Origin of the sequence: Oryzomonas japonica (genome assembly GCF_008802365.1) — a bacterium.
GTDB lineage: Bacteria > Desulfobacterota > Desulfuromonadia > Geobacterales > Pseudopelobacteraceae > Oryzomonas > Oryzomonas japonica.
Window position 1 is genome coordinate 198680 of sequence record NZ_VZQZ01000003.1, and the last position, 18285, is coordinate 216964.

An 18285-nucleotide genomic window follows, 5' to 3' on the forward strand; every position below is an offset into this window, starting at 1 on the left:
GCTGACATCGCACAGGGATACCATTAGTGTTCAAGAGCCTGACAACCCGCATTATTGCCACGACCATTGTCCTGCTTGTTGGTGGCATCTTCATCTATACCTTTTTTAACGTCCGGCAGCAGCAGTCCCAGCTGATCGATACGGCCCGCGAAAATACCGAATTGCTGCTCCATACCGTAGAAAACAGTATCTACAACACCATGCACCTGGGAAACGTTCAGGATGTGAGTTCGATCCTGGCCATGATGGGGCAGCACAATCAGTTGGTCGGCGTGCGCATCTTCCATCCCCATGGGGTGATCCTGCGCTCGTCCAACCCGGCCGAGGTCGGCAAGGTGGTCGGCATGGATGACTACCGCCTGTACCTCAATCCCAAACATTACGGCATCTTCGACCTCCCCCCCTACGGTGAGGTGCTGTCCATGGTCAAGCCGATTTACAACGAAGCGGCGTGCCACACCTGCCACGGCAGCAAGGCCAAGGTCATCGGCATCCTCAATGTGGATTATTCGCTCTACCGGACCAAGATGCAGATGCTGACGGCTTCGCGCATCTTTATCGCCTCGTCGGTTGCCATCACCTTTTTTCTCTCCATCACCATTTCGTTCATACTCTTCAAGTTTGTCAAAAAGCCCCTGGACAGCATGACCGCCAACATGTCGCGGGTAGAAAACGGCGACCTGAGCGTGCGCATCGACTACCGGGGCACGGATGACGAGATCGGCAAATTGATCAACAGTTTCAACTCCATGGTGGACCGGCTCGAGGTGACCAAAAAGGAGTTGGAGCAGTATCATTTCCAACAGTTGGAACGGGCGGACCGCCTGGCCGCCATCGGCGAGATGGCCGCCGGCATCGCCCACGAGATCAAGAACCCGCTGGCAGGCATCTCCGCCGCGGTGAGCATCATCAGGGACGACATGGAGCCGGACGACCCGCGCAGCGGCATCCTCAAAGAGGTGCTGCAACAGGTGCAGCGCCTGGACAAGACGGTCAACGACCTGCTCTTTTTCGGCAAGCCTTCGGTCCCTGAACTTGCCTGCATCGACATCAGCGATATCATCGAGAAGACCCTCAAATTCGCTTCCCAGCACCGGGGGGTGAAGCACATCGAACGGCAGCTGGAGTTCGCCCCCGGCCTCCCCACGGTGTATGCCGACGGCAAGCAGATGCAGCAGGTATTTCTCAACCTCATCCTGAACGCCTTCCAGGCCATGAACGAAGGGGGAACGCTGACCATCAGCACCAGCCTGTCCACCCGCCAGGGGCGCGACCATGTGCGGATAGACGTGGCCGATACCGGCTCAGGCATTCCCCCCCAGATTCAGGAAAAGATCTTTACGCCGTTTTTTACCACCAAGGCCCAGGGCACCGGCCTGGGCCTGCCCATATGCTACAAGCTGATCAATCTGCACAACGGTTTTTTCACCGTTGCCAACAACACCCCCCGCGGCACCATATTCACCATAGAGCTGCCGGCCTGCAGCGTTCATGACATCGAAGTAGGTAAGGAGAGCGCATGAAACGTAACAAAATTCTGGTTGTTGACGACGAACACCTGATCCGTTGGTCGTTGGAGCAAAACCTGAAGAAGCAGGGCTATGAGGTCGTTACCGCCGGCGACGGCGAGGAGGCTTTGCGCCTGGCCCGGGAAGAACAGCCCGACCTGGTGCTGCTGGACATCCAGATGCCGGGCATCAACGGCATCGAGGCGCTGGAAAAGCTCAAGGAGTACGACGAGGAGATCGTGGTCATCATGGTGACCGCCCACGGCGGCCTTGAGACGGCGGTCAACGCCATGCGCTTGGGGGCCTACGACTATATCAGCAAGCCGTTCAACCTGGACGAACTGGCCATCATCATCAAAAAGGCGCTGGAGACCACGGACCTCAAGCGCGAAGTGGCCCGCCTCCGCTCCGAGACGAAGAAATCCTTCCCGCCCAATATCATCGGCGACAGCAGGCAGATAAAGCAGTTGATGGAGGTGCTGGACAAGGTGGCCAAGAGCGAGGCCTCCACGGTTCTGGTGCAGGGGGAATCCGGCACCGGCAAGGAACTGGTGGCCAAGTGGATCCACTACAGTTCGAACCGTGCGGACAAGCCGTTCATCGCCATCAACTGCGCGGCGGTGCCGGCCACGCTTTTGGAGAGCGAGCTGTTCGGCCATGAAAAGGGGGCCTTCACCGACGCCAAGAACACCAAGAAAGGGTTGTTCGAACTGGCCGACGGCGGCACCGTGTTTCTGGACGAGATCGGCGACATGGAGATGGGGATGCAGGCCAAACTGCTCCGCTTTCTGGAGGACCGCTCGTTCCGCCGTATCGGTGGCGGCCGGGTCTTCACCGTCGATGTGCGCATCATCTCCGCCACCAACAAGGACCTGCAGAAGTCCATCGAGGAAAAAACCTTCCGCAACGACCTCTATTACCGCCTACAGGTCATCCCCATCCACCTGTCGCCCCTGCGGGACCGCAAGGAGGACATCATCCCCCTGGCCAACCATTTCATCGGGGTCTACAACAAGGACTTCAACAAAAAGGTGCAGGGCATCGCCGGCATGGCCGAACGGATTCTCGCGGATTACGGCTGGCCGGGCAACGTGCGTGAGCTGAAGAACGTCATCGAACGGGCCATTATCCTGGGTAACGAGGATACGCTCATGCTGGAGCACCTGCCCCTGGAGATCGTCGCCAAGACCACCCCCCAGAGCGGCCCCCCCCTGGCGACCTTCCGGCTGCCGGCCGAGGGCATCGATATCGAAGAGGTGGAAAAGGAGTTGATCCGCCAGGCCCTCGACAGCACGGAGTGGAACCAGTCCAAGGCCGCCAAGAAGCTCAGCCTGGGGATCGACGCCTTCCGCTACCGGATGAAAAAATTCGGGTATTTGAAGTGAAAATGTGAATGGTGAATAATAGCCCTTCACGTTTTTCCCTTCACGATTCACGTTTCACCATTCACGTCTTTAAGGAGTTTCAAGATGAATCCGCAGGACAAGATATATGTGGCCGGCCATCGCGGCATGGTCGGATCGGCCATCGTGCGCCGACTCCAGGGGGCGGGCTACACCAACCTGGTGCTCCCTTCGCGGGCAGAGTTGGACCTGTGCAACCAGGCTGCGGTTGCGGCCTTTTTCCGCGACGAACGCCCGGAATACGTCTTCCTGGCCGCCGCGAAGGTGGGCGGAATCGTAGCCAACAGCACCCAGCCGGGCCAGTTTATCTACGAGAACCTGATGATCCAGAACAACATCGTGCATGGCTCGTGGAACACCGGCGTCAAGCGCCTGCTGTTCCTGGGCAGCACCTGCATCTATCCCAAGCTGGCGCCCCAACCTCTGAAGGAGGAATACCTCCTGACCGGGCCGCTGGAACCGACCAACGACGCCTATGCCGTGGCCAAGATCGCCGGCATCACCATGTGCCGCTCCTTCAACCGCCAGTACGGCACCCGCTACCTGGCCGCCATGCCCACCAACCTCTACGGGATCAACGACAACTTCGACCTGGTCTCATCCCACGTCCTGCCGGCCATGATCCGCAAATTCCACGAAGCAAAGGAACGCGGCGACGCCACGGTGACCATCTGGGGCAGCGGTACGCCCCTGCGGGAATTCCTCCATGTGGATGACCTGGCGGACGGCTGCCTGCACCTGATCAACCTGCCGGAGGCGGAGTATGGCCGCCTGCTGGATGATCCTGCGGCCCCGGCCCTGATCAATATCGGCAGCGGCGAGGAGCTAACCATCCGCGAACTGGCCCTGGTGGTGAAAAAAGTGGTCGGATTCGCGGGCGATCTGGCCTTCGACCCCGGCAAGCCCGACGGCACGCCGCGCAAGCTCTGCGACGTGTCCCGCCTCCACGCCCTCGGCTGGCGGCACCATATCGGCCTGGAGGATGGGCTTGCGGCAACGTATCGCTGGTATCGGGAGATGGTGGGGCGTGAGGCGTGAATGGTGAATCGTGAATCGTGAAGAAGGCAGGTCTAAGGACCGTGAATGGTGAATGGTGAATGGTGAATGGTGAATGGTGAAGAGGGCTCATAAAAAGCTGGAAGTTTGGCAGGAAGGCGTGTCCCTTGCCACCGCCATCTATGAGCTGACCGAGGCCTTTCCAAAATCTGAGATATATGGCTTGAGCTCTCAAATGCGCCGGGCTGTAGTCTCAATACCGAGCAATATCGCCGAAGGGGCCGCACGGTTTTCAACGAAAGAATTTGCCCAGTTTCTCAGTATTGCCGGTGGTTCTTTGAGTGAGCTTGACACGCAGTTGGAAATTGCCTTCAACCTCGGATTTATTGAATCTCCACAGAAAAAGGAAATGGATAGCAGGATCGACTCGATTTCAGCAAAGCTTGCCGGCCTCATCAACAAAGTACGAGAAAATACGAAGTAGTCCCTTCACGATTCACAGTTTCACCCTTCACCGTTTTCACAATTCACAATTCACAATTCACAGTTTCACCGTTTTAGCTTGCAATTTTCCCCTGTTTTTCGCTAATGTTCAGAATATGAACAACAGTGAAAAATCACTTGAATCCTACCGCTCCCTCTTGCTACTTTCCGAGATAACCGGCGAAGAACCCCTGTCCCAGCGGGAACTCTCCCGCCGGCTCGGCATTGCCGTCGGTCTGGTCAACTCCTACCTGAAAAACCTTGTTTCCAAAGGCTACGTGCGGGTCAAGAACTTTCCCAGCAACCGCTACGCCTATCTCCTCACCCCCCAAGGGCTGGCCGAGAAGAGCCGCCTGGCCTATCAGCATCTCAGTTACTTCACCAGCCTCTACACCGTTGCCCGTCAGGACTACCTGGACCTGTTCCGCCGCCTGGAGGCCGCCGGCGTGCGGGAGGTCGCCTTCTGCGGGGTGGACGAGGTGGCCGAGGTGGCCTACCTGTCGTTGCAGGAGACCGATATCAAGCTGGTTGCGGTCATGGACGACGCACGTGCCGGCGAGACCTTCTTCGGGGTGCCGGTCGTCGCACTGGCGGCAGGAGCGCCCCAGTTGACTGCCTCACTGGTGATCTCCTCCCTGAAGCGACGCAATGAGTTGCTGCAGACGCTCCTGGGGCAGGGGATCGCCTTGGGGCGGATCTTCACCGCCGGAGCGGATACGGGCAAGGAAAATGGCGGAGGCCGGGCGTGATCAAGGTCCTCTCCATATTCGGCACGCGCCCCGAAGCGATCAAGATGGCCCCGGTGGTCAAGGAACTTGAGAAACATGCCGATCGCTTCGTCAGCCGCGTCTGCGTCACGGCCCAACACCGCCAGATGCTCGACCAGGTGCTGCACCTCTTCGACATCGTCCCGGATCACGACCTGGACATCATGAAGCCGGGCCAGAACCTCTTCGACATCACCTGCAACGTACTGCTGGGGCTGCGCGGGGTATTGGAAGAGGAACGGCCCGATATCGTCCTGGTCCACGGCGATACGACCACCACCATGGCCGCCTCGCTGGCCGCCTACTATCTGCGCATCCCCGTGGGGCACGTGGAGGCGGGGTTGCGGACGCACAACAAGTACGCCCCCTTCCCGGAGGAGATCAACCGGCACGTCGCCGGGGTGATTGCCGACCGGCATTTCGCACCCACGCCGTGGGCGCGGGACAACCTGCTGCGCGAGGGGATCGACCCCGCAACCATCCACATCACCGGCAACACGGTGATCGACGCGCTCCTGGCGGTCGTCGGCAAGGTGCGGCAGCCGGAGCACGAAGCGGGGATCGTGGAGCGCCTGCGCCGGTGCCTCCCGGAAAATTCACCCGTTGTGACCTCTCGGACCTCTCGGGTGATCCTGGTCACCGGCCACCGCCGGGAGAATTTCGGCGAAGGCTTCGAAAATATCTGCCGGGCGCTGGCTGAAATAGGTGAGACGTATTCTGACGTAGAGATCGTCTACCCCGCCCACCAGAACCCCAACGTTCAAGAACCGGTACGGCGCCTCCTGGGCAGCAAGTATGGCAACATCCACCTGATCGAACCGCAGGATTACCTCCCCTTTGTCTGGCTGATGAACCGCTCCCACCTGATCATCACCGATTCCGGCGGCGTACAGGAAGAGGCGCCGTCATTGGGTAAGCCGGTGCTGGTCATGCGCGAGGCCACCGAACGTCCCGAGGCCCTTGAGGCTGGAACGGTGCGGCTGGTCGGAACGGACCCTGAGAGGATTGTGGCTGAAGCTGGCCGCCTGCTTACGGACGGGGAGGCATATAGGGCCATGAGTCAGGCCCATAATCCGTATGGGGATGGGAACGCGGCGGGGAGGATTGCAGACCTTCTCACGAAGTCCTGCACCACGATATGAGGGAGCTGCCGCAAATTTTTATTATCTGTTTGAAAATATGGCCGCGGTTAGCGGAGTCCCAAGAAAGCAGCGTTCATCAAGCGTATGATTAAAAAAATTCTTCGTTTTCTTGGTTTTGACAGGGCCGTAACCTTCGGGATTCTGGCACGGAGTTGGGGACTCATCTCCGGCCCGATCACGATGGTGATCATTGCGACGGGCCTCACTGCGCCACAGCAAGGGTTCTACTTTACTTTCAGCAGTCTCTTGGGGCTTCAAACCTTTTTTGACCTCGGGTTGATGTATGTGCTTGCACAGTTTGCCAGCCACGAGTTCGTGAATCTTTCGTGGGGGCGGAATGGGCGACTGGAGGGTGATCCTTTTGCGCTTCGTCGTTTCACCGATCTCCTTTGCAAAACCGTGCTGTGGTTTGGCGTTGCTGCGCTTCTCATGGCAGTGGTCTTGATTCCTGCCGGTCTCTTCTTTTTCGGCCAAAAAGGTAATCTCGATTTTCAGTGGCGACTTCCCTGGATTCTTGCCGTAGTGGGCGTTTCGCTCAACCTCTTCGTTACTCCTTTCTTCTCAATTATTATGGGGAGCGGTGATGTTGTTACCGTCAACAAGCGGGAGTTGGTTGCGGCCTTAACCAGTTCAGTTCTCTGTTGGGCGGTTATTGGACTTCATGGCGGCCTTTATGCGGCATTCGCCGTCAATTTGGGCGCTCTTGCCATTTCTTGGGGCTATCTTTTGGCTCGACGTCCGGAATTGCTCAAACTTGCATGGCGCGGGTGGTTTGGAGAAGAACGGGCGATTCGGAAAGCGCCTGGCGGATTATCATGGTGGGGGGAGATCTGGCCGATGCAGTGGCGGATGGCAATCTCTTCTGGTGCTGCATATTTTATTTTTCAGCTTTTTAATCCGGTATTATTCCAATACCATGGAGCAGTTGTCGCCGGGCAGATGGGGATGACGCTAACTGCGGCAAATGCTCTTCTTGCTGCAAGCATGACGATTATCAATGCAAAGACACCTGATTTTGGAAAACGTATAGCCGTTAATGATTGGAAAGGCCTTGATGATCTTTTTTTTCAGACAACAAAAAAAGCGATTATTCTCGTTTTAGTAGGTGCAGTTGCAGGTATGTCGGCAATTTGGGTATTACAAATGTATTCTTCTTTTGGAAAACGATTCATTCCTGCATGGCAAGCAGCAATCCTCTTATGCACCATTTGTTTCCAAATTTTTAATGGATCAATTGCCACGTATTTGCGTGCACACAAAAAAGAGCCTCTTATGGTTGTGACAGTTATCACTTCTTTATTGCAAGCGGTTATGACATGGTATTTGGGTAAAAGGTTTGGATCACTTGGTGTTACAATAGGATACCTTGCCGTAACAAGTCTATTTGTACTTCCATACTTTGTTATAATTTGGCGTAAATGCCGTAAAGAATGGCACGATTAACATTTGGAAAGGTAGAACTAGACATGGAAAGTATAATTAATAAATTTCGACGATACTACAAATTAATAAATAATATAATCAAGCTGCTGAATCACGAAAATGGAAGACTGAAAGCTATAGAGAGATATAAAAACACTATATTCCATGATAGATCTGAGGCTCATAACTGCAAATTTGGAGAAAATACGGTTATCCATACCGATGTAAAAATAATAAATTCAGAGATAGGTAGATATACTTACTTCGCAGATAGATCAATAATATTAAATAGCAAAATAGGCAGTTTTTGCTCAATTGGTCCAGACGTAAAAATTGGTCTGGGGAAACATCCATCCAGTGTATTTGTATCCACATATCCTGCTTTTTTTTCCGCTAATAATAGTGGATGTCTTACTTCATTTGTGAGTAATCAAAAATTTATTGAATTTGAACCTGTTGAAATTGGTAACGATGTATGGATAGGTGCTGGTGCTATGATTTCAGATGGAGTGAAAATTGGGGATGGGGCAATTATAGCTGCAAATGCTGTTGTAACCAAAGATGTCTTACCATATTCGATTGTTGGCGGTGTTCCTGCAAAACACATTAAATTTCGTTTTCAAACATTCGAAATTGATGAACTTAAAAAGATCAAATGGTGGGATAAAAATATTGAGTGGATAAAACAAAATAGCGATAAATTTAGCGATATTAGATTATTTATACAAGCCATGCCGTGAAAATAATTACAATTATAATTCCAACATGGAACCACGCGCAATTCTTGGAAAAAGCTGTTTGCAGTGTACTGGCCCAGACAAGCCACCTGCTGGAAATTCTCGTCTGCGACGATGGTTCCACCGATGACAGCGAACAAGTTGTCCGAGGTATTGGTGATTCGCGAATTCGCTGGAATGCCGAGATGCGTGGAGGGCGGCCAACTCTTCCCCGCAATCGTGGCATCAGAGAAAGTCGGGGAGAACGGATTGCCTTTCTCGACAATTATGATGAGTGGTTTCATAAAAAACTGGCGAAACCGCTTCGCTGCTACCGCGACCTTCAACAGGGGGACTACCCATGATTATTGTCAAGCTCTGGGGAGGGTTGGGCAACCAGATGTTTCAGTATGCCGCTGCCCGGAGACTGGCCCATATCAACGGCGACCGCCTGAAACTGGACACCCAATGGTTCGGCAGAGAAGCTCGCGGCGACACACCCCGACGGTACGAGCTCGGCGTCTTCGACATCACAGCCGATATCGCCACCGCAGAGGAAGTGCGACGGCTCAGAGGGGTGGACACCCGGCGGTGGCCGAAGGCTGTGAAGCGGTTGCTGGCTTCAGTCGGTTATGCGACACCCATTAGTTACGTTGCTGAACAGCATTTTAATTCCGCTCCCGAGATTCTCAGCCTAAAGGGTGATATCTATCTCGATGGGTACTGGCAAAGCGAAAAATATTTTCGTGACACGGCCGATGTGATCCGGAATGACTTCAGATTGAAGGAAAGCCCTGATGGGGCTAATGCCTCCGTACTACGGGAAATCAAAGTGTGTGAGTCCGTGTCGCTCCATTTCCGCAGGGGAGATTACGTGACGAACTCCAATGCCGCAGCTTATCACGGCGTGCTCTCGCTAGATTACTATGCTGCTGCAATTGAGGCGATTGGTGCGCGAGTTGCCTCGCCGCGCTTCTTTGTATTCTCAGACGACCTGACATGGGTAAAGCACAATTTTAAAATCGACTTTCCTGTAACATACATAGATGTGAACGGAGCAGAAAAGGCATACGATGACCTCCGACTAATGAGTGCCTGCCAGCACCATATTATTGCCAACAGTTCGTTCAGTTGGTGGGGGGCATGGTTGAATAAAAACTCTAAAAAAATAGTGGTTGCACCTCAAAAATGGTATAGCGCCACTGAAATTAATTCAGATGATCTTATACCAGATGCATGGCTTAGAATATAGATTGTGGGCTGATAACTTGTTAATGTTAATTGCCATGATGGTATTACGATTAAAATTATACTTAATGTGTCGGCTATTCTTATACCGATAAGGAATCGTTTAATTCATGCATACTGTTTCTGTAATAATCCCAACGTGGAATCGCGCGATCCTCATTGAAAAGGCAATAAAAAGCGTACTAGGTCAGACCATACCAGTACTCGAAGTCTTAATATGTGACGATGGGTCAACGGACAACACAGAAAAAATCGTAAAGTCCATAGGTGATGAACGCGTCAAGTGGGTGAGTGGGGTGCGCGGGGGAAGACCTGCAATCCCGAGAAATTGCGGTATTCGCGCAAGCAAGGGAGAATGGCTTGCCTTTCTTGATAGCGATGACGAATGGCAACCAGAGAAATTGGAAAAGCAGTTTTCGCTGCTGGAAGAACTGGACTGTCGGGCTGCCTGCACCAATGCTCATAATTTCGTTCCTGGTAAGGGCATTACCGGCAATTTTTTAAGATGGGAGTCACGGAAACTATCTTTCTATGATTTGCTTCCCGTTAACCAGGTTATATGCAGCTCGGCGTTACTGCACAAGTCACTAGTTGATATTGTGAGTGGCTTTCCCGAGGACGAAACCCTGAAAGGGTGCGAAGATTATGCCCTCTGGTTACGGGTCGCGACGCAGACGAATTTTGCTTTTGTCCCTGAACCGCTGGTTACATATCAAAACGATGCAGCGAACAGTGTACGAAGTAGCCTCGGAGAAGAAAGAATAGCCCGTATGAAAGTTTTCAGAAACTTTGCAGATTGGGCGGAAGGTCAGGGAATACCTGGAATGTATGTACAAAAAGTAAAGCGGCAGGTCATGGAAGATTATGTTCGCTCCAAAGCGGAGTGTGTTATCCGTCCTGTCAAAAAAATAAAGAGATTCTTCTGCGGCAAATGACAAACTTCAAACTATGAGAAACACACCCTACGACAGAAATATAGAAGTGGGATTCAGAAAACTGCTTGTGCGGCTGGGCTTGGAATTTTCCCGACTGGTCCCTTTCACAAATAGTACTAGAGTCTTTTTCTTCTTCCCCTACTATCACGTTGGAGGCGCGGAAAAAGTGCATGCGGAGATTGTGCGCTGTTTTGCCGAGTTCACCCCGTTGGTTTTCTTTACGCACCAGTCGAAAAATAGCAAGTTCAAACACCTGTTCGGTCGGGAAGCTCGTCTGCATAACGTCTGGTGGCTGTTCAAATACACACTTCCCTTCAGCGTCGGTTTCATTGCCGGTCTAATCAATCGGCAACAGTCGCCTGTGGTCTTCGGGTGCAACAGCCGCTTTTTTTACAAAATGCTTCCATACCTAAAGCCGGATGCGCGGCGCATCGATCTGCTACATGCCTTCGGGGGCGGTGGTGAAGACTTTAGTTTGTCGGCAGTGCCGCTTCTCGATGCCCGTGTTGTCATCAACCGGAAGACCATTGATGATTTCCGGCACCAGTATGCGGCTCATGATTTGGATACCAACTTTCTTGATCGGATTGTTCTCATCGAAAACAGGATCAGTGTACCTGCGTCATGCCCGCAGAAAGTCTCTTCTCAACTACAGGTGCTGTATGTTGGAAGGGGCTCTGAGGAAAAACGGGTCCATATCGCCGGGCTGGTCGCTACACTTGCCAAAAATCGGGGCATTACTGCTGAGTTCCGGTTTGCAGGGGATGTTGCCGGTGCCATTCGTCCGGAAGATCGTAACAACTGTATGCTTCTCGGGGAGATCAATGATCCTGATGAGCTTGCCAAGGTGTACCGGGAAGCGGACGTCCTGCTGCTCTGTTCATGCCGCGAAGGATTTCCCGTAGTTATCATGGAAGCGATGGCGAACGGGGTCGTCCCAGTTACCACTAGCGTTGGGGGGATTCCCGAGCATGTTGAGGATGGTGTGAACGGCATCCTGATTACCGAAGAAAAAGAGGATATGATTGCCCTTAAAATGGCAGATGCCCTTGACCATTTTGCCCATGATGCGTCTGCCCTTAAAAAAATGTCCCGTGCAGCCCATGAATATGCAAAGGCGCATTTTGCAGGAGAAAAGTACTGCAAGAAATACCACGAATTGTTTTTTGGCATCCAGGGAAAGGGACACTAATGATGACAGTAGGGACAGGCTGTCGTGTGTCGGTTATCATCCCGGCCTTCAACTCGGAACAATTTCTTGCGGAAGCTATCACTAGCGTGCTTTCCCAAACATACATTAACATCGAATGTATTGTTGTGGACGATGGATCGACTGATTCGACATCATTGGTTGCCGAAGGCTTTAGAGACAGAATCAAGTATGTGCATCAGGAAAACGCCGAGCGTTCTGCGGCCAGAAATGCTGGCATCGCCATAGCGACCGGCGACTATTTGTCATTCCTTGATGCGGATGATTCGTTGGCTGTCGATAAAATAGTTGACCAAGTATATTTTCTCGAGACGCACCCCGAGTACGGGGCAGTATATTCGAAAGTCCGTTTTTTTCGAGAAGAAGGCGAAAGGAGTTTTTTCAATCTTGACCGGCCTACTCCTACAGGGGCGGTTCTCGAACAACTTCTGTACGGTAATTTTATTACTGTACACTCACCTTTGATCCGTAAATCAGCGGTTGATACGGTGATCGGTTTTAATAGAAGACTTTCGCACAACGAGGATTGGGAGTTTTTCCTGAGGTTGGCGCTGTCAGGGGTTCGTTTCGGTTTTATCGACAAATATCATGCCTTCTGCCGTATGCATCAATCGAACACCAGCCGTGACGAAATCTCTATGCACGAAACCAAATGGCAGGTGGTTCAGCAGTTCGTTTCCGAACATGCGGATGAGTTGCACCGGCAAGGAATAGATACCCAACAGGTTGTTTCCTATCATGAAGCTGACTTCGGGAAGTCATTGATTGCAAACGGCAGACCAGATGAGGGGCGGAACCACATCTTTAGCGCTTCTCGGCGGTCGTTCCCGCAACGTGGTAAGTATTTTTTATTTGCACTGTTATCATATGTTCTTGGTCAGAAGCTGTGCGCTCGATTTGGAGGGGGGGAATACCGGACAGGAAGGGATGAACCTTGAGTCCGATGGTCTCCGTCATCATCCTCACCTGGAACGGCAAAACGTTCCTGCAACCGTGCCTCGACGCCCTGGCCGCGCAGTCGTACCGGGATTTCGAGACGATCCTGGTGGACAACGGCTCCCGCGATGGCTCGGCCGATTATGTGCGGAACGCCTATCCCTGGGTACGGCTGGTGGAACTGCCGGAGAACGTGGGGTTTGCCGAAGGGAACAACCGGGGGCTGGCCGTTGCCAAGGGCACCCATATCGTGACCCTCAACAACGACACCGCGGTGCAGCCGGAATTCCTCGCCGAACTGGTGGCGGCGGTGGAGGCCGACCCCGGCATCGGCATGGTGGCGGCCAAGATGCTCAACTTTTACCGGACCGGCCGCATCGACTCGGTGGGGGTGCGACCGACAACGGCGGGACTCGGCATGAATATCGGGGTCGGCGAGGCGGACGAGGGGCAGTACGACGTGCCGTCCGAGGTCTTTGGCCCCTGCGCCGGGGCGGCGCTGTACCGGCGGGCCATGCTGGAGGAGATCGGCTTCTTCGATGGAGATTTTTTCGCCTATTACGAGGACCTGGACCTGGCTTGGCGGGGCAGGCTGGCGGGGTGGCGGGCCGTGACGGCCCCGCGCGCGGTGGTGTACCATGTCCATTCGGCCACCGGGGGGCGCATGAGTCCGTTTACCGTGTATCAGGTCCAGCGCAACAAGTGGTATGTGCTGCTGAAAAACTGGCCGCCGACGCTGCTGTTGCGCCATCTGCCCCGAATCCTCGCCTGGGACGGGGCCGCGCTGCTGCTGGCGCTCGTGCGGGGGCGGTTCGTGCCGGCGCTGCGGGCGCGGTTGCACGTGCTGCGCGACCTTCCGGCGCTGCTGCGCAAACGGCGCGAAATAGCGCGCCTGCGCCGGTTGGACAACGTCCGGATCGCGGGGCTGCTGGCGCGGGGGGGCTCCCCATTGGGAATCTTCCTGCGCAAGATGGGGAGCGGGATATGAAGATCGTTTTTCTCGCACCCTTCGGCATCCGCCCCAAGGGGACCGTGATCGCTCGCATGCTGCCGCTGGCGGCGGAGTTGCAGGGCCTGGGCCACCAAGTGGTGATTATCGCCCCCCCCTACACCAATCCCGAGGACTCGGGGAAGACGGAGGTGCTGCGCGGGGTGCGGCTCGTGAACGTTGCGCTCCCGGCCGGCGGTAATGCCCGGCGGGCCCTCCCCCTGGCGTGGCGTATGTTTCGGGCCGCCCTCCGTGAACGGGCGGATGTGGTGCACCTCTTCAAGCCCAAGGGATACGGCGGCCTGGCGGCCATGGCGCATATCGCGCTGCACCGGCTGGGGGTAGGGCTCCCCCCGCTGTTCGTGGATACCGACGATTGGGAGGGTAAGGGGGGGATGAACGAGCTCCACACCTACTCTTCGCTTGAAAAACGTTTCTTCGCCTTTCAGGAACAGTGGCTGTCCCGCCATGCCGCCGGTATGACCGTCGCCAGCCGCGAACTGGAACGGCTGACCGCCGGGCTGGGGGTGGCGGCCGCAAAGATCCTCTATCTGCCCAACTGCGTGGAGCAGGCTCCGCCGGGGGATGGCCTTCGCGCCCGGAAACGGTTGGGTATTGAAGCGGCTGCGCCGGTGGTGCTATTGTATACCCGCTTCTTCGAGTTTTCCCAGGAGCGCCTGCACCGGCTGTTTGCCGACCTGTACCGAAGGGTCCCCGGAGTCCGTTTCCTGGTGGTGGGCAAGGGGCGGCACGGCGAGGAGGAGCGGCTGGCCGGTGCCGCGGAAACCGGGGGCTTCCGGGAAGCGCTGGTCATGGCGGGCTGGGTCGAGCCGCAGGAGATCCCCGATTATCTGGCGGCCGCCGACGTGGCCATCTATCCGCTGGACGATACCCTGGTCAACCGGGCCAAATGCCCCGCCAAGCTGACGGAGATCATCAGGGCGGGCATACCGGTTGTGGCGGACCGGGTCGGGCAGGCTGCCGAATACGTGAGCGACGGTGCGTCGGGATATTTGTGTGACCCGGCCCAGGTGGAAGCCATGGCGGAAAAGACGGCCGCCCTCGCGCTGGACAGGACGTTGGGCAGGCAGGTCGGGGAAGAGGGACGCCGTTACCTCGCGGAGCGATTCACGTGGCATGAGTTCGCCGGGAGGCTGGCGATGTTTTACGCGGGGAATTGTCGGCAAAAATCTGACGTTTGCTGTCGCTAGGGACGGGATGACTATGTTCCCACAGAAGTTGCTGCTCGGACAATATCCTGCGCTATGCGGGAATATCGGTACATAAAACGAGAATCGGAGATGATCATTGCATGAGTGACCGTACGAAAAAACTGGCCATTTTTACCGGCATGCTGCTTGTTTTGCTCTGTTTCTTCTCGCGCATCCTGTTTACCGACAAGATAATCCGCGCCCCTGACATCATCGGCGAGTTTTACTGGGGGGTACGGGGGATCAGGGATATGAAGTTCCTCGATATCCTCCCTTCCTGGAGTCTCCAGGCGTCGTGGGACATGATGATCAACAGCGGCTCCTCGGTCGAGGGGGGAGACGTCTCCTTGGCCTTTCTTGTCTGGAGGAATCTCCTGTTCTGGCTGATTCCCGCTCCGGAGAGCGTGGCCTGGTTCATCGTGCTCCACCTCTTCTTTGGCGCATGCGGCACCTACCTCTGCTGCCGCGTCATCGGCGCCGGTCGGCTCGCAGCGTTCCTGGGAGGGCTGATATTCGTTCTGGCGCCAGAAAATGCATCGCTCATCAACGCCGGCCACGTGATGAAGATCGCTACCATCTGCTACGCCCCTTGGGCCTTCTATTTCCTGGAGCGGGGGTTTCAGACGCGGCGGGTGATTTTTTTCCTTACCACCGCTTTCGTATTGGCCTTCCAGTTCTTCAACACCCATTGGCAGATCGCGTTCTACACCTGTCTGTGCGTCGGCGCTTACGGCATTTGCCGGTTGCTCGGCATCGTGGTCGCGGACAAGGAAGAGGGGAAGAAGCTGTTCCCCCGGTTGTTCGGCATGAACATGGTGCTGCTGGTGTTCTTCCTGACCACGGTTGCTATTTCGCTGCTGCCGCTGGCCAACTGGTCCAAGGATACCAACCGGGGCGTGCAGAGCGGAGCCAACCAGGCGGCTGGCAGCAGTGTTACGAAAGGCGGCTTGGATGTGGAGGAGGCCATGTCCTGGTCCCTGCCGCCGGAAGAATTGGGGGCCTTTGTCATCCCCGGATTTTTCGGCCTCTCCCGCCAGGAAGCGGGGGATAACCCTTCAAACATCGCCTCGTATTACTGGGGGAGGATGCGCTTCACCCAGACGGTCAGCTATATGGGGCTGATCCCCTGGCTGTTGCTGCCGTTGCCGCTGATCTTCCGGCGCGACAAGTATACCTGGCTGTCGCTGGGCGGAATTGTCGGCGGCATCCTGTTCTCCATGGGCAAATACACGCCTTTCTACTGGATGCTGTACAGGTTTTTCCCTGGAATCAACCATTTCAGGGTGCCCAAGATGATGATGTTCATTCCGGTGCTGGGGCTGGCGATCCTGGCCGCCCGGGGGATTGATCTGATCAAGGATGAGGAGGTACGCAAAACAAAGGAGTTTTTCCGGTACCTTCTCGGCATTACCGTGCTGCCGATAGTGCTGTTTGTCCTGCTGGGGATAGAACGTGCGGGAGCGGATCACTGGATGGGGCAATTTATGGATATGCTTGCCCAACCGACCCGTTATGAACAGGGACCGCAACTGGTTGGGCAACGCTGGGCCAACCTGGTGCGTGAAACGGCCCTTGCCGGCGGGCTGGCTGCGGTCTGCGCCGCAGTGTTCTGGATGCTGAGGAAGCCGCGTCTGGTGGCTGCGGTTCCGTGGTTGTTGCTGCTGCTGTTTGTCGGCGATACGTGGCGGATCAACGACAAGTTCCTCTTTCTCACGGAAGCCCCGGTCAAGGCAAAAGCGGGTGAGGCATCACCGTTGCTGAGATTCCTGAAGTCTACCCCGAAGACTTGGCGCGTGTTGCCTATGGACGGCAGCGACCCGATGCAGTACGTATCAGAAGGCATTCCGGTGATGTTCACCTCCAATGCGGTTCAGCAGATGCGCTGGCAACAGTTTCTCGACGGTTTTAACCCGCTCGGTCCCATGCCGGATATCGTAAATGTAAAATACCTGATCATAGCGAACGAGAGCTATCAACAACAGAAAGGCCTGTTTGGCAATAAATTCGTCCCGGTTTTCACCGCTCCCGGCGGTGCCACGGTTGTTCTTGAAAACCGCAACGTACTGCCTAAGGGGTGGCTGGTGCCCGCTGTTGCGGTGATCAACGACCCCGCGCAACGGGTGGGAATCATACAAAATCCCGGTTTCAACCCCGCGGCGGTTGCCCTTGTTGAGTCCCCGCCGCCGATAGCCATGGCCAATCCGGATGGGGCGGTGCCGTTGGTCCGGCAACGTGTGACTGTACCGGTGTACGAGGGGAATCGTGTTGTGGTAGATGCGGCTGCTCCGGTGAATACTCTGCTTGTCCTGGGTGAAAAGTACTACAAAGGGTGGTACGCCTCTGTGGATGGCAATAAAGCCGAGATCGTGCCGGTGGATCATATCCTGCGCGGGGTATATCTGACGCCCGGCACCCATCGGGTGGAGTTCGACTTCGATCCGTTGCCGTTCAAGGTCGGCAAATGGCTGACCCTGGCGTCGTTCGCTCTCTTCGCCGCCATGCTGGGGCGGGAGTGGTGGTTGAGGAGAAGAGTGAAAGGTGAAAGGTGAAAGGTGAAGAAACCCAGGACGAACTCCGCGCCTATGACCTGCGGGTCCGCCAGCCGAAAGACGGCTACCGTTTCTCCCTCGACCCGCTGCTGCTGTGCGATTTTATCGAGGCGGGTTCCGTTGGCCGGGTAATCGATCTCGGCACCGGATGCGGGGTTATTCCCCTGATTCTTGCCCGGAAAGCTGCCGGGGCCTCTCTGGTCGGCGTGGAGTTCCAGGAGGAGGCGGCCGGGTTGGCAATGCGTAATGTCACCCTGAACGGCCTCCAGGAGCGGATCGGGATTATCTGCGACGATATCCTCTCCCTGCGCGGGAGGTTTCCGGTCTCGTCGTTTGATCTGGTGACCGCCAACCCCCCCTACCGTACACCGGGCAGTGGCCGCATCAGTCCGCGCGCCGGCCGGGATCTTGCGCGCCATGAATCGAGCGCCGGCCTGTTCGACTTCCTGTCCGTTGCCAAATACCTGGTAAAACCGTCGGGAGCCATCTGTTTTATCAGCCATCCCTCGCGGCTGGCGGAGTTTGTCAGCTGTGCCGGGGAGCTCAAGCTTGCGCTGCTCAGGCTCCGCATGGTGCATGGTTCCGCCGCCGCACCGGCAACGATGTTCTTGGCGCAGCTCGCCAAGGGCAGAAAAGGGGATACGCTGGTTCTGCCGCCGCTCCTTATCCACGATGAGCAGGGGGAGTACTCCTGCGAGGCGCAACGGATTCTGGGTGAATAGCCTTGTCGTATATGACCGGCATAGAAAAGGGCGCCCCTCGCAGGGCGCC

The 18285-nt window shown here is 55.5% G+C and carries 17 protein-coding genes; all 17 read left to right on the forward strand.

Going from position 1 to position 18285, the window contains the following annotated elements:
* The first annotated feature begins 26 nt into the window (after positions 1 to 26).
* The 17 genes from F6V25_RS06685 (at position 27) to F6V25_RS06765 (ending at position 18236) form a co-directional block, all read left to right on the forward strand.
* A complete protein-coding gene (locus F6V25_RS06685) occupies positions 27 to 1523 on the forward strand; it encodes an ATP-binding protein (protein WP_246166986.1) in 1497 nt (498 codons plus the stop codon).
* A complete protein-coding gene (locus tag F6V25_RS06690) occupies positions 1520 to 2893 on the forward strand; it encodes a sigma-54-dependent transcriptional regulator (RefSeq protein ID WP_149306645.1) in 1374 nt (457 codons plus the stop codon). The genes F6V25_RS06685 and F6V25_RS06690 overlap by 4 nt, the downstream gene beginning before the upstream one ends.
* Positions 2894 to 2977: 84 nt before the next feature.
* Positions 2978 to 3949, forward strand: coding sequence for a GDP-L-fucose synthase family protein (locus tag F6V25_RS06695; RefSeq protein WP_151127836.1), 972 nt, complete (start codon positions 2978 to 2980; stop codon positions 3947 to 3949).
* A gap of 73 nt (positions 3950 to 4022) precedes the next feature.
* The gene (locus F6V25_RS06700) at positions 4023 to 4391 is read left to right on the forward strand and encodes a four helix bundle protein (protein ID WP_151127837.1); all 369 of its coding nucleotides are present in this window, start codon (positions 4023 to 4025) and stop codon (positions 4389 to 4391) included.
* 115 nt (positions 4392 to 4506) lie between these two features.
* A complete protein-coding gene (locus F6V25_RS06705; RefSeq protein ID WP_151127838.1) occupies positions 4507 to 5139 on the forward strand; it encodes a winged helix-turn-helix transcriptional regulator in 633 nt (210 codons plus the stop codon).
* Positions 5136 to 6299: a non-hydrolyzing UDP-N-acetylglucosamine 2-epimerase gene (gene wecB, locus F6V25_RS06710; RefSeq protein ID WP_151127839.1), complete on the forward strand. Its 1164-nt coding sequence runs from the start codon at positions 5136 to 5138 to the stop codon at positions 6297 to 6299. The genes F6V25_RS06705 and wecB overlap by 4 nt, the downstream gene beginning before the upstream one ends.
* A gap of 84 nt (positions 6300 to 6383) precedes the next feature.
* Complete coding sequence (locus tag F6V25_RS06715) at positions 6384 to 7742, forward strand: lipopolysaccharide biosynthesis protein (protein ID WP_151127840.1); 1359 nt, start codon at positions 6384 to 6386, stop codon at positions 7740 to 7742.
* 23 nt (positions 7743 to 7765) lie between these two features.
* The gene (locus F6V25_RS17390) at positions 7766 to 8461 is read left to right on the forward strand and encodes a CatB-related O-acetyltransferase (protein ID WP_151127841.1); all 696 of its coding nucleotides are present in this window, start codon (positions 7766 to 7768) and stop codon (positions 8459 to 8461) included.
* Positions 8458 to 8802: a glycosyltransferase family 2 protein gene (locus F6V25_RS06725; protein ID WP_275095371.1), complete on the forward strand. Its 345-nt coding sequence runs from the start codon at positions 8458 to 8460 to the stop codon at positions 8800 to 8802. Before F6V25_RS17390 ends, F6V25_RS06725 begins: the two co-directional genes overlap by 4 nt.
* On the forward strand, positions 8799 to 9689 hold the full coding sequence (locus F6V25_RS06730; RefSeq protein ID WP_151127843.1) for an alpha-1,2-fucosyltransferase: 891 nt from the start codon (positions 8799 to 8801) through the stop codon (positions 9687 to 9689). Before F6V25_RS06725 ends, F6V25_RS06730 begins: the two co-directional genes overlap by 4 nt.
* Positions 9690 to 9795: 106 nt before the next feature.
* Entirely contained in the window at positions 9796 to 10620 is an 825-nt protein-coding gene (locus tag F6V25_RS06735) for a glycosyltransferase family 2 protein (RefSeq protein ID WP_151127844.1), read from the forward strand.
* A 13-nt stretch (positions 10621 to 10633) separates the two neighbouring features.
* The gene (locus F6V25_RS06740) at positions 10634 to 11812 is read left to right on the forward strand and encodes a glycosyltransferase family 4 protein (RefSeq protein WP_151127845.1); all 1179 of its coding nucleotides are present in this window, start codon (positions 10634 to 10636) and stop codon (positions 11810 to 11812) included.
* Entirely contained in the window at positions 11812 to 12768 is a 957-nt protein-coding gene (locus F6V25_RS06745) for a glycosyltransferase (RefSeq protein WP_151127846.1), read from the forward strand. Before F6V25_RS06740 ends, F6V25_RS06745 begins: the two co-directional genes overlap by 1 nt.
* A 5-nt stretch (positions 12769 to 12773) precedes the next feature.
* Positions 12774 to 13754, forward strand: coding sequence for a glycosyltransferase family 2 protein (locus tag F6V25_RS06750; protein WP_151127979.1), 981 nt, complete (start codon positions 12774 to 12776; stop codon positions 13752 to 13754).
* Positions 13751 to 14965, forward strand: a complete 1215-nt coding sequence (locus F6V25_RS06755; protein WP_151127847.1) for a glycosyltransferase family 4 protein — start codon at positions 13751 to 13753, stop codon at positions 14963 to 14965. The genes F6V25_RS06750 and F6V25_RS06755 overlap by 4 nt, the downstream gene beginning before the upstream one ends.
* A 101-nt stretch (positions 14966 to 15066) precedes the next feature.
* Positions 15067 to 17514 carry a glycosyltransferase family protein gene (locus F6V25_RS06760; RefSeq protein WP_151127848.1) on the forward strand — a complete coding sequence of 816 codons (2448 nt, stop codon included), beginning with the start codon at positions 15067 to 15069 and terminating at the stop codon, positions 17512 to 17514.
* A complete protein-coding gene (locus F6V25_RS06765) occupies positions 17511 to 18236 on the forward strand; it encodes a tRNA1(Val) (adenine(37)-N6)-methyltransferase (RefSeq protein ID WP_151127849.1) in 726 nt (241 codons plus the stop codon). The genes F6V25_RS06760 and F6V25_RS06765 overlap by 4 nt, the downstream gene beginning before the upstream one ends.
* Positions 18237 to 18285 lie beyond the last annotated feature (49 nt).

What these genes read in the sequence shown, in the direction of transcription:
- F6V25_RS06740 (WP_151127845.1), top strand. Translation starts at nt 10,634, where the DNA reads ATGAGAAACACACCCTACGACAGAAATATAGAAGTGGGATTCAGAAAA.
- F6V25_RS06730 (WP_151127843.1), top strand. Translation starts at nt 8,799, where the DNA reads ATGATTATTGTCAAGCTCTGGGGAGGGTTGGGCAACCAGATGTTTCAG.
- F6V25_RS06695 (WP_151127836.1), top strand. Translation starts at nt 2,978, where the DNA reads ATGAATCCGCAGGACAAGATATATGTGGCCGGCCATCGCGGCATGGTC.
- F6V25_RS06750 (WP_151127979.1), top strand. Translation starts at nt 12,774, where the DNA reads ATGGTCTCCGTCATCATCCTCACCTGGAACGGCAAAACGTTCCTGCAA.
- F6V25_RS17390 (WP_151127841.1), top strand. Translation starts at nt 7,766, where the DNA reads ATGGAAAGTATAATTAATAAATTTCGACGATACTACAAATTAATAAAT.
- F6V25_RS06715 (WP_151127840.1), top strand. Translation starts at nt 6,384, where the DNA reads ATGATTAAAAAAATTCTTCGTTTTCTTGGTTTTGACAGGGCCGTAACC.
- F6V25_RS06755 (WP_151127847.1), top strand. Translation starts at nt 13,751, where the DNA reads ATGAAGATCGTTTTTCTCGCACCCTTCGGCATCCGCCCCAAGGGGACC.
- F6V25_RS06735 (WP_151127844.1), top strand. Translation starts at nt 9,796, where the DNA reads ATGCATACTGTTTCTGTAATAATCCCAACGTGGAATCGCGCGATCCTC.
- F6V25_RS06745 (WP_151127846.1), top strand. Translation starts at nt 11,812, where the DNA reads ATGATGACAGTAGGGACAGGCTGTCGTGTGTCGGTTATCATCCCGGCC.
- F6V25_RS06690 (WP_149306645.1), top strand. Translation starts at nt 1,520, where the DNA reads ATGAAACGTAACAAAATTCTGGTTGTTGACGACGAACACCTGATCCGT.
- F6V25_RS06760 (WP_151127848.1), top strand. Translation starts at nt 15,067, where the DNA reads ATGAGTGACCGTACGAAAAAACTGGCCATTTTTACCGGCATGCTGCTT.
- F6V25_RS06700 (WP_151127837.1), top strand. Translation starts at nt 4,023, where the DNA reads ATGGTGAAGAGGGCTCATAAAAAGCTGGAAGTTTGGCAGGAAGGCGTG.
- F6V25_RS06705 (WP_151127838.1), top strand. Translation starts at nt 4,507, where the DNA reads ATGAACAACAGTGAAAAATCACTTGAATCCTACCGCTCCCTCTTGCTA.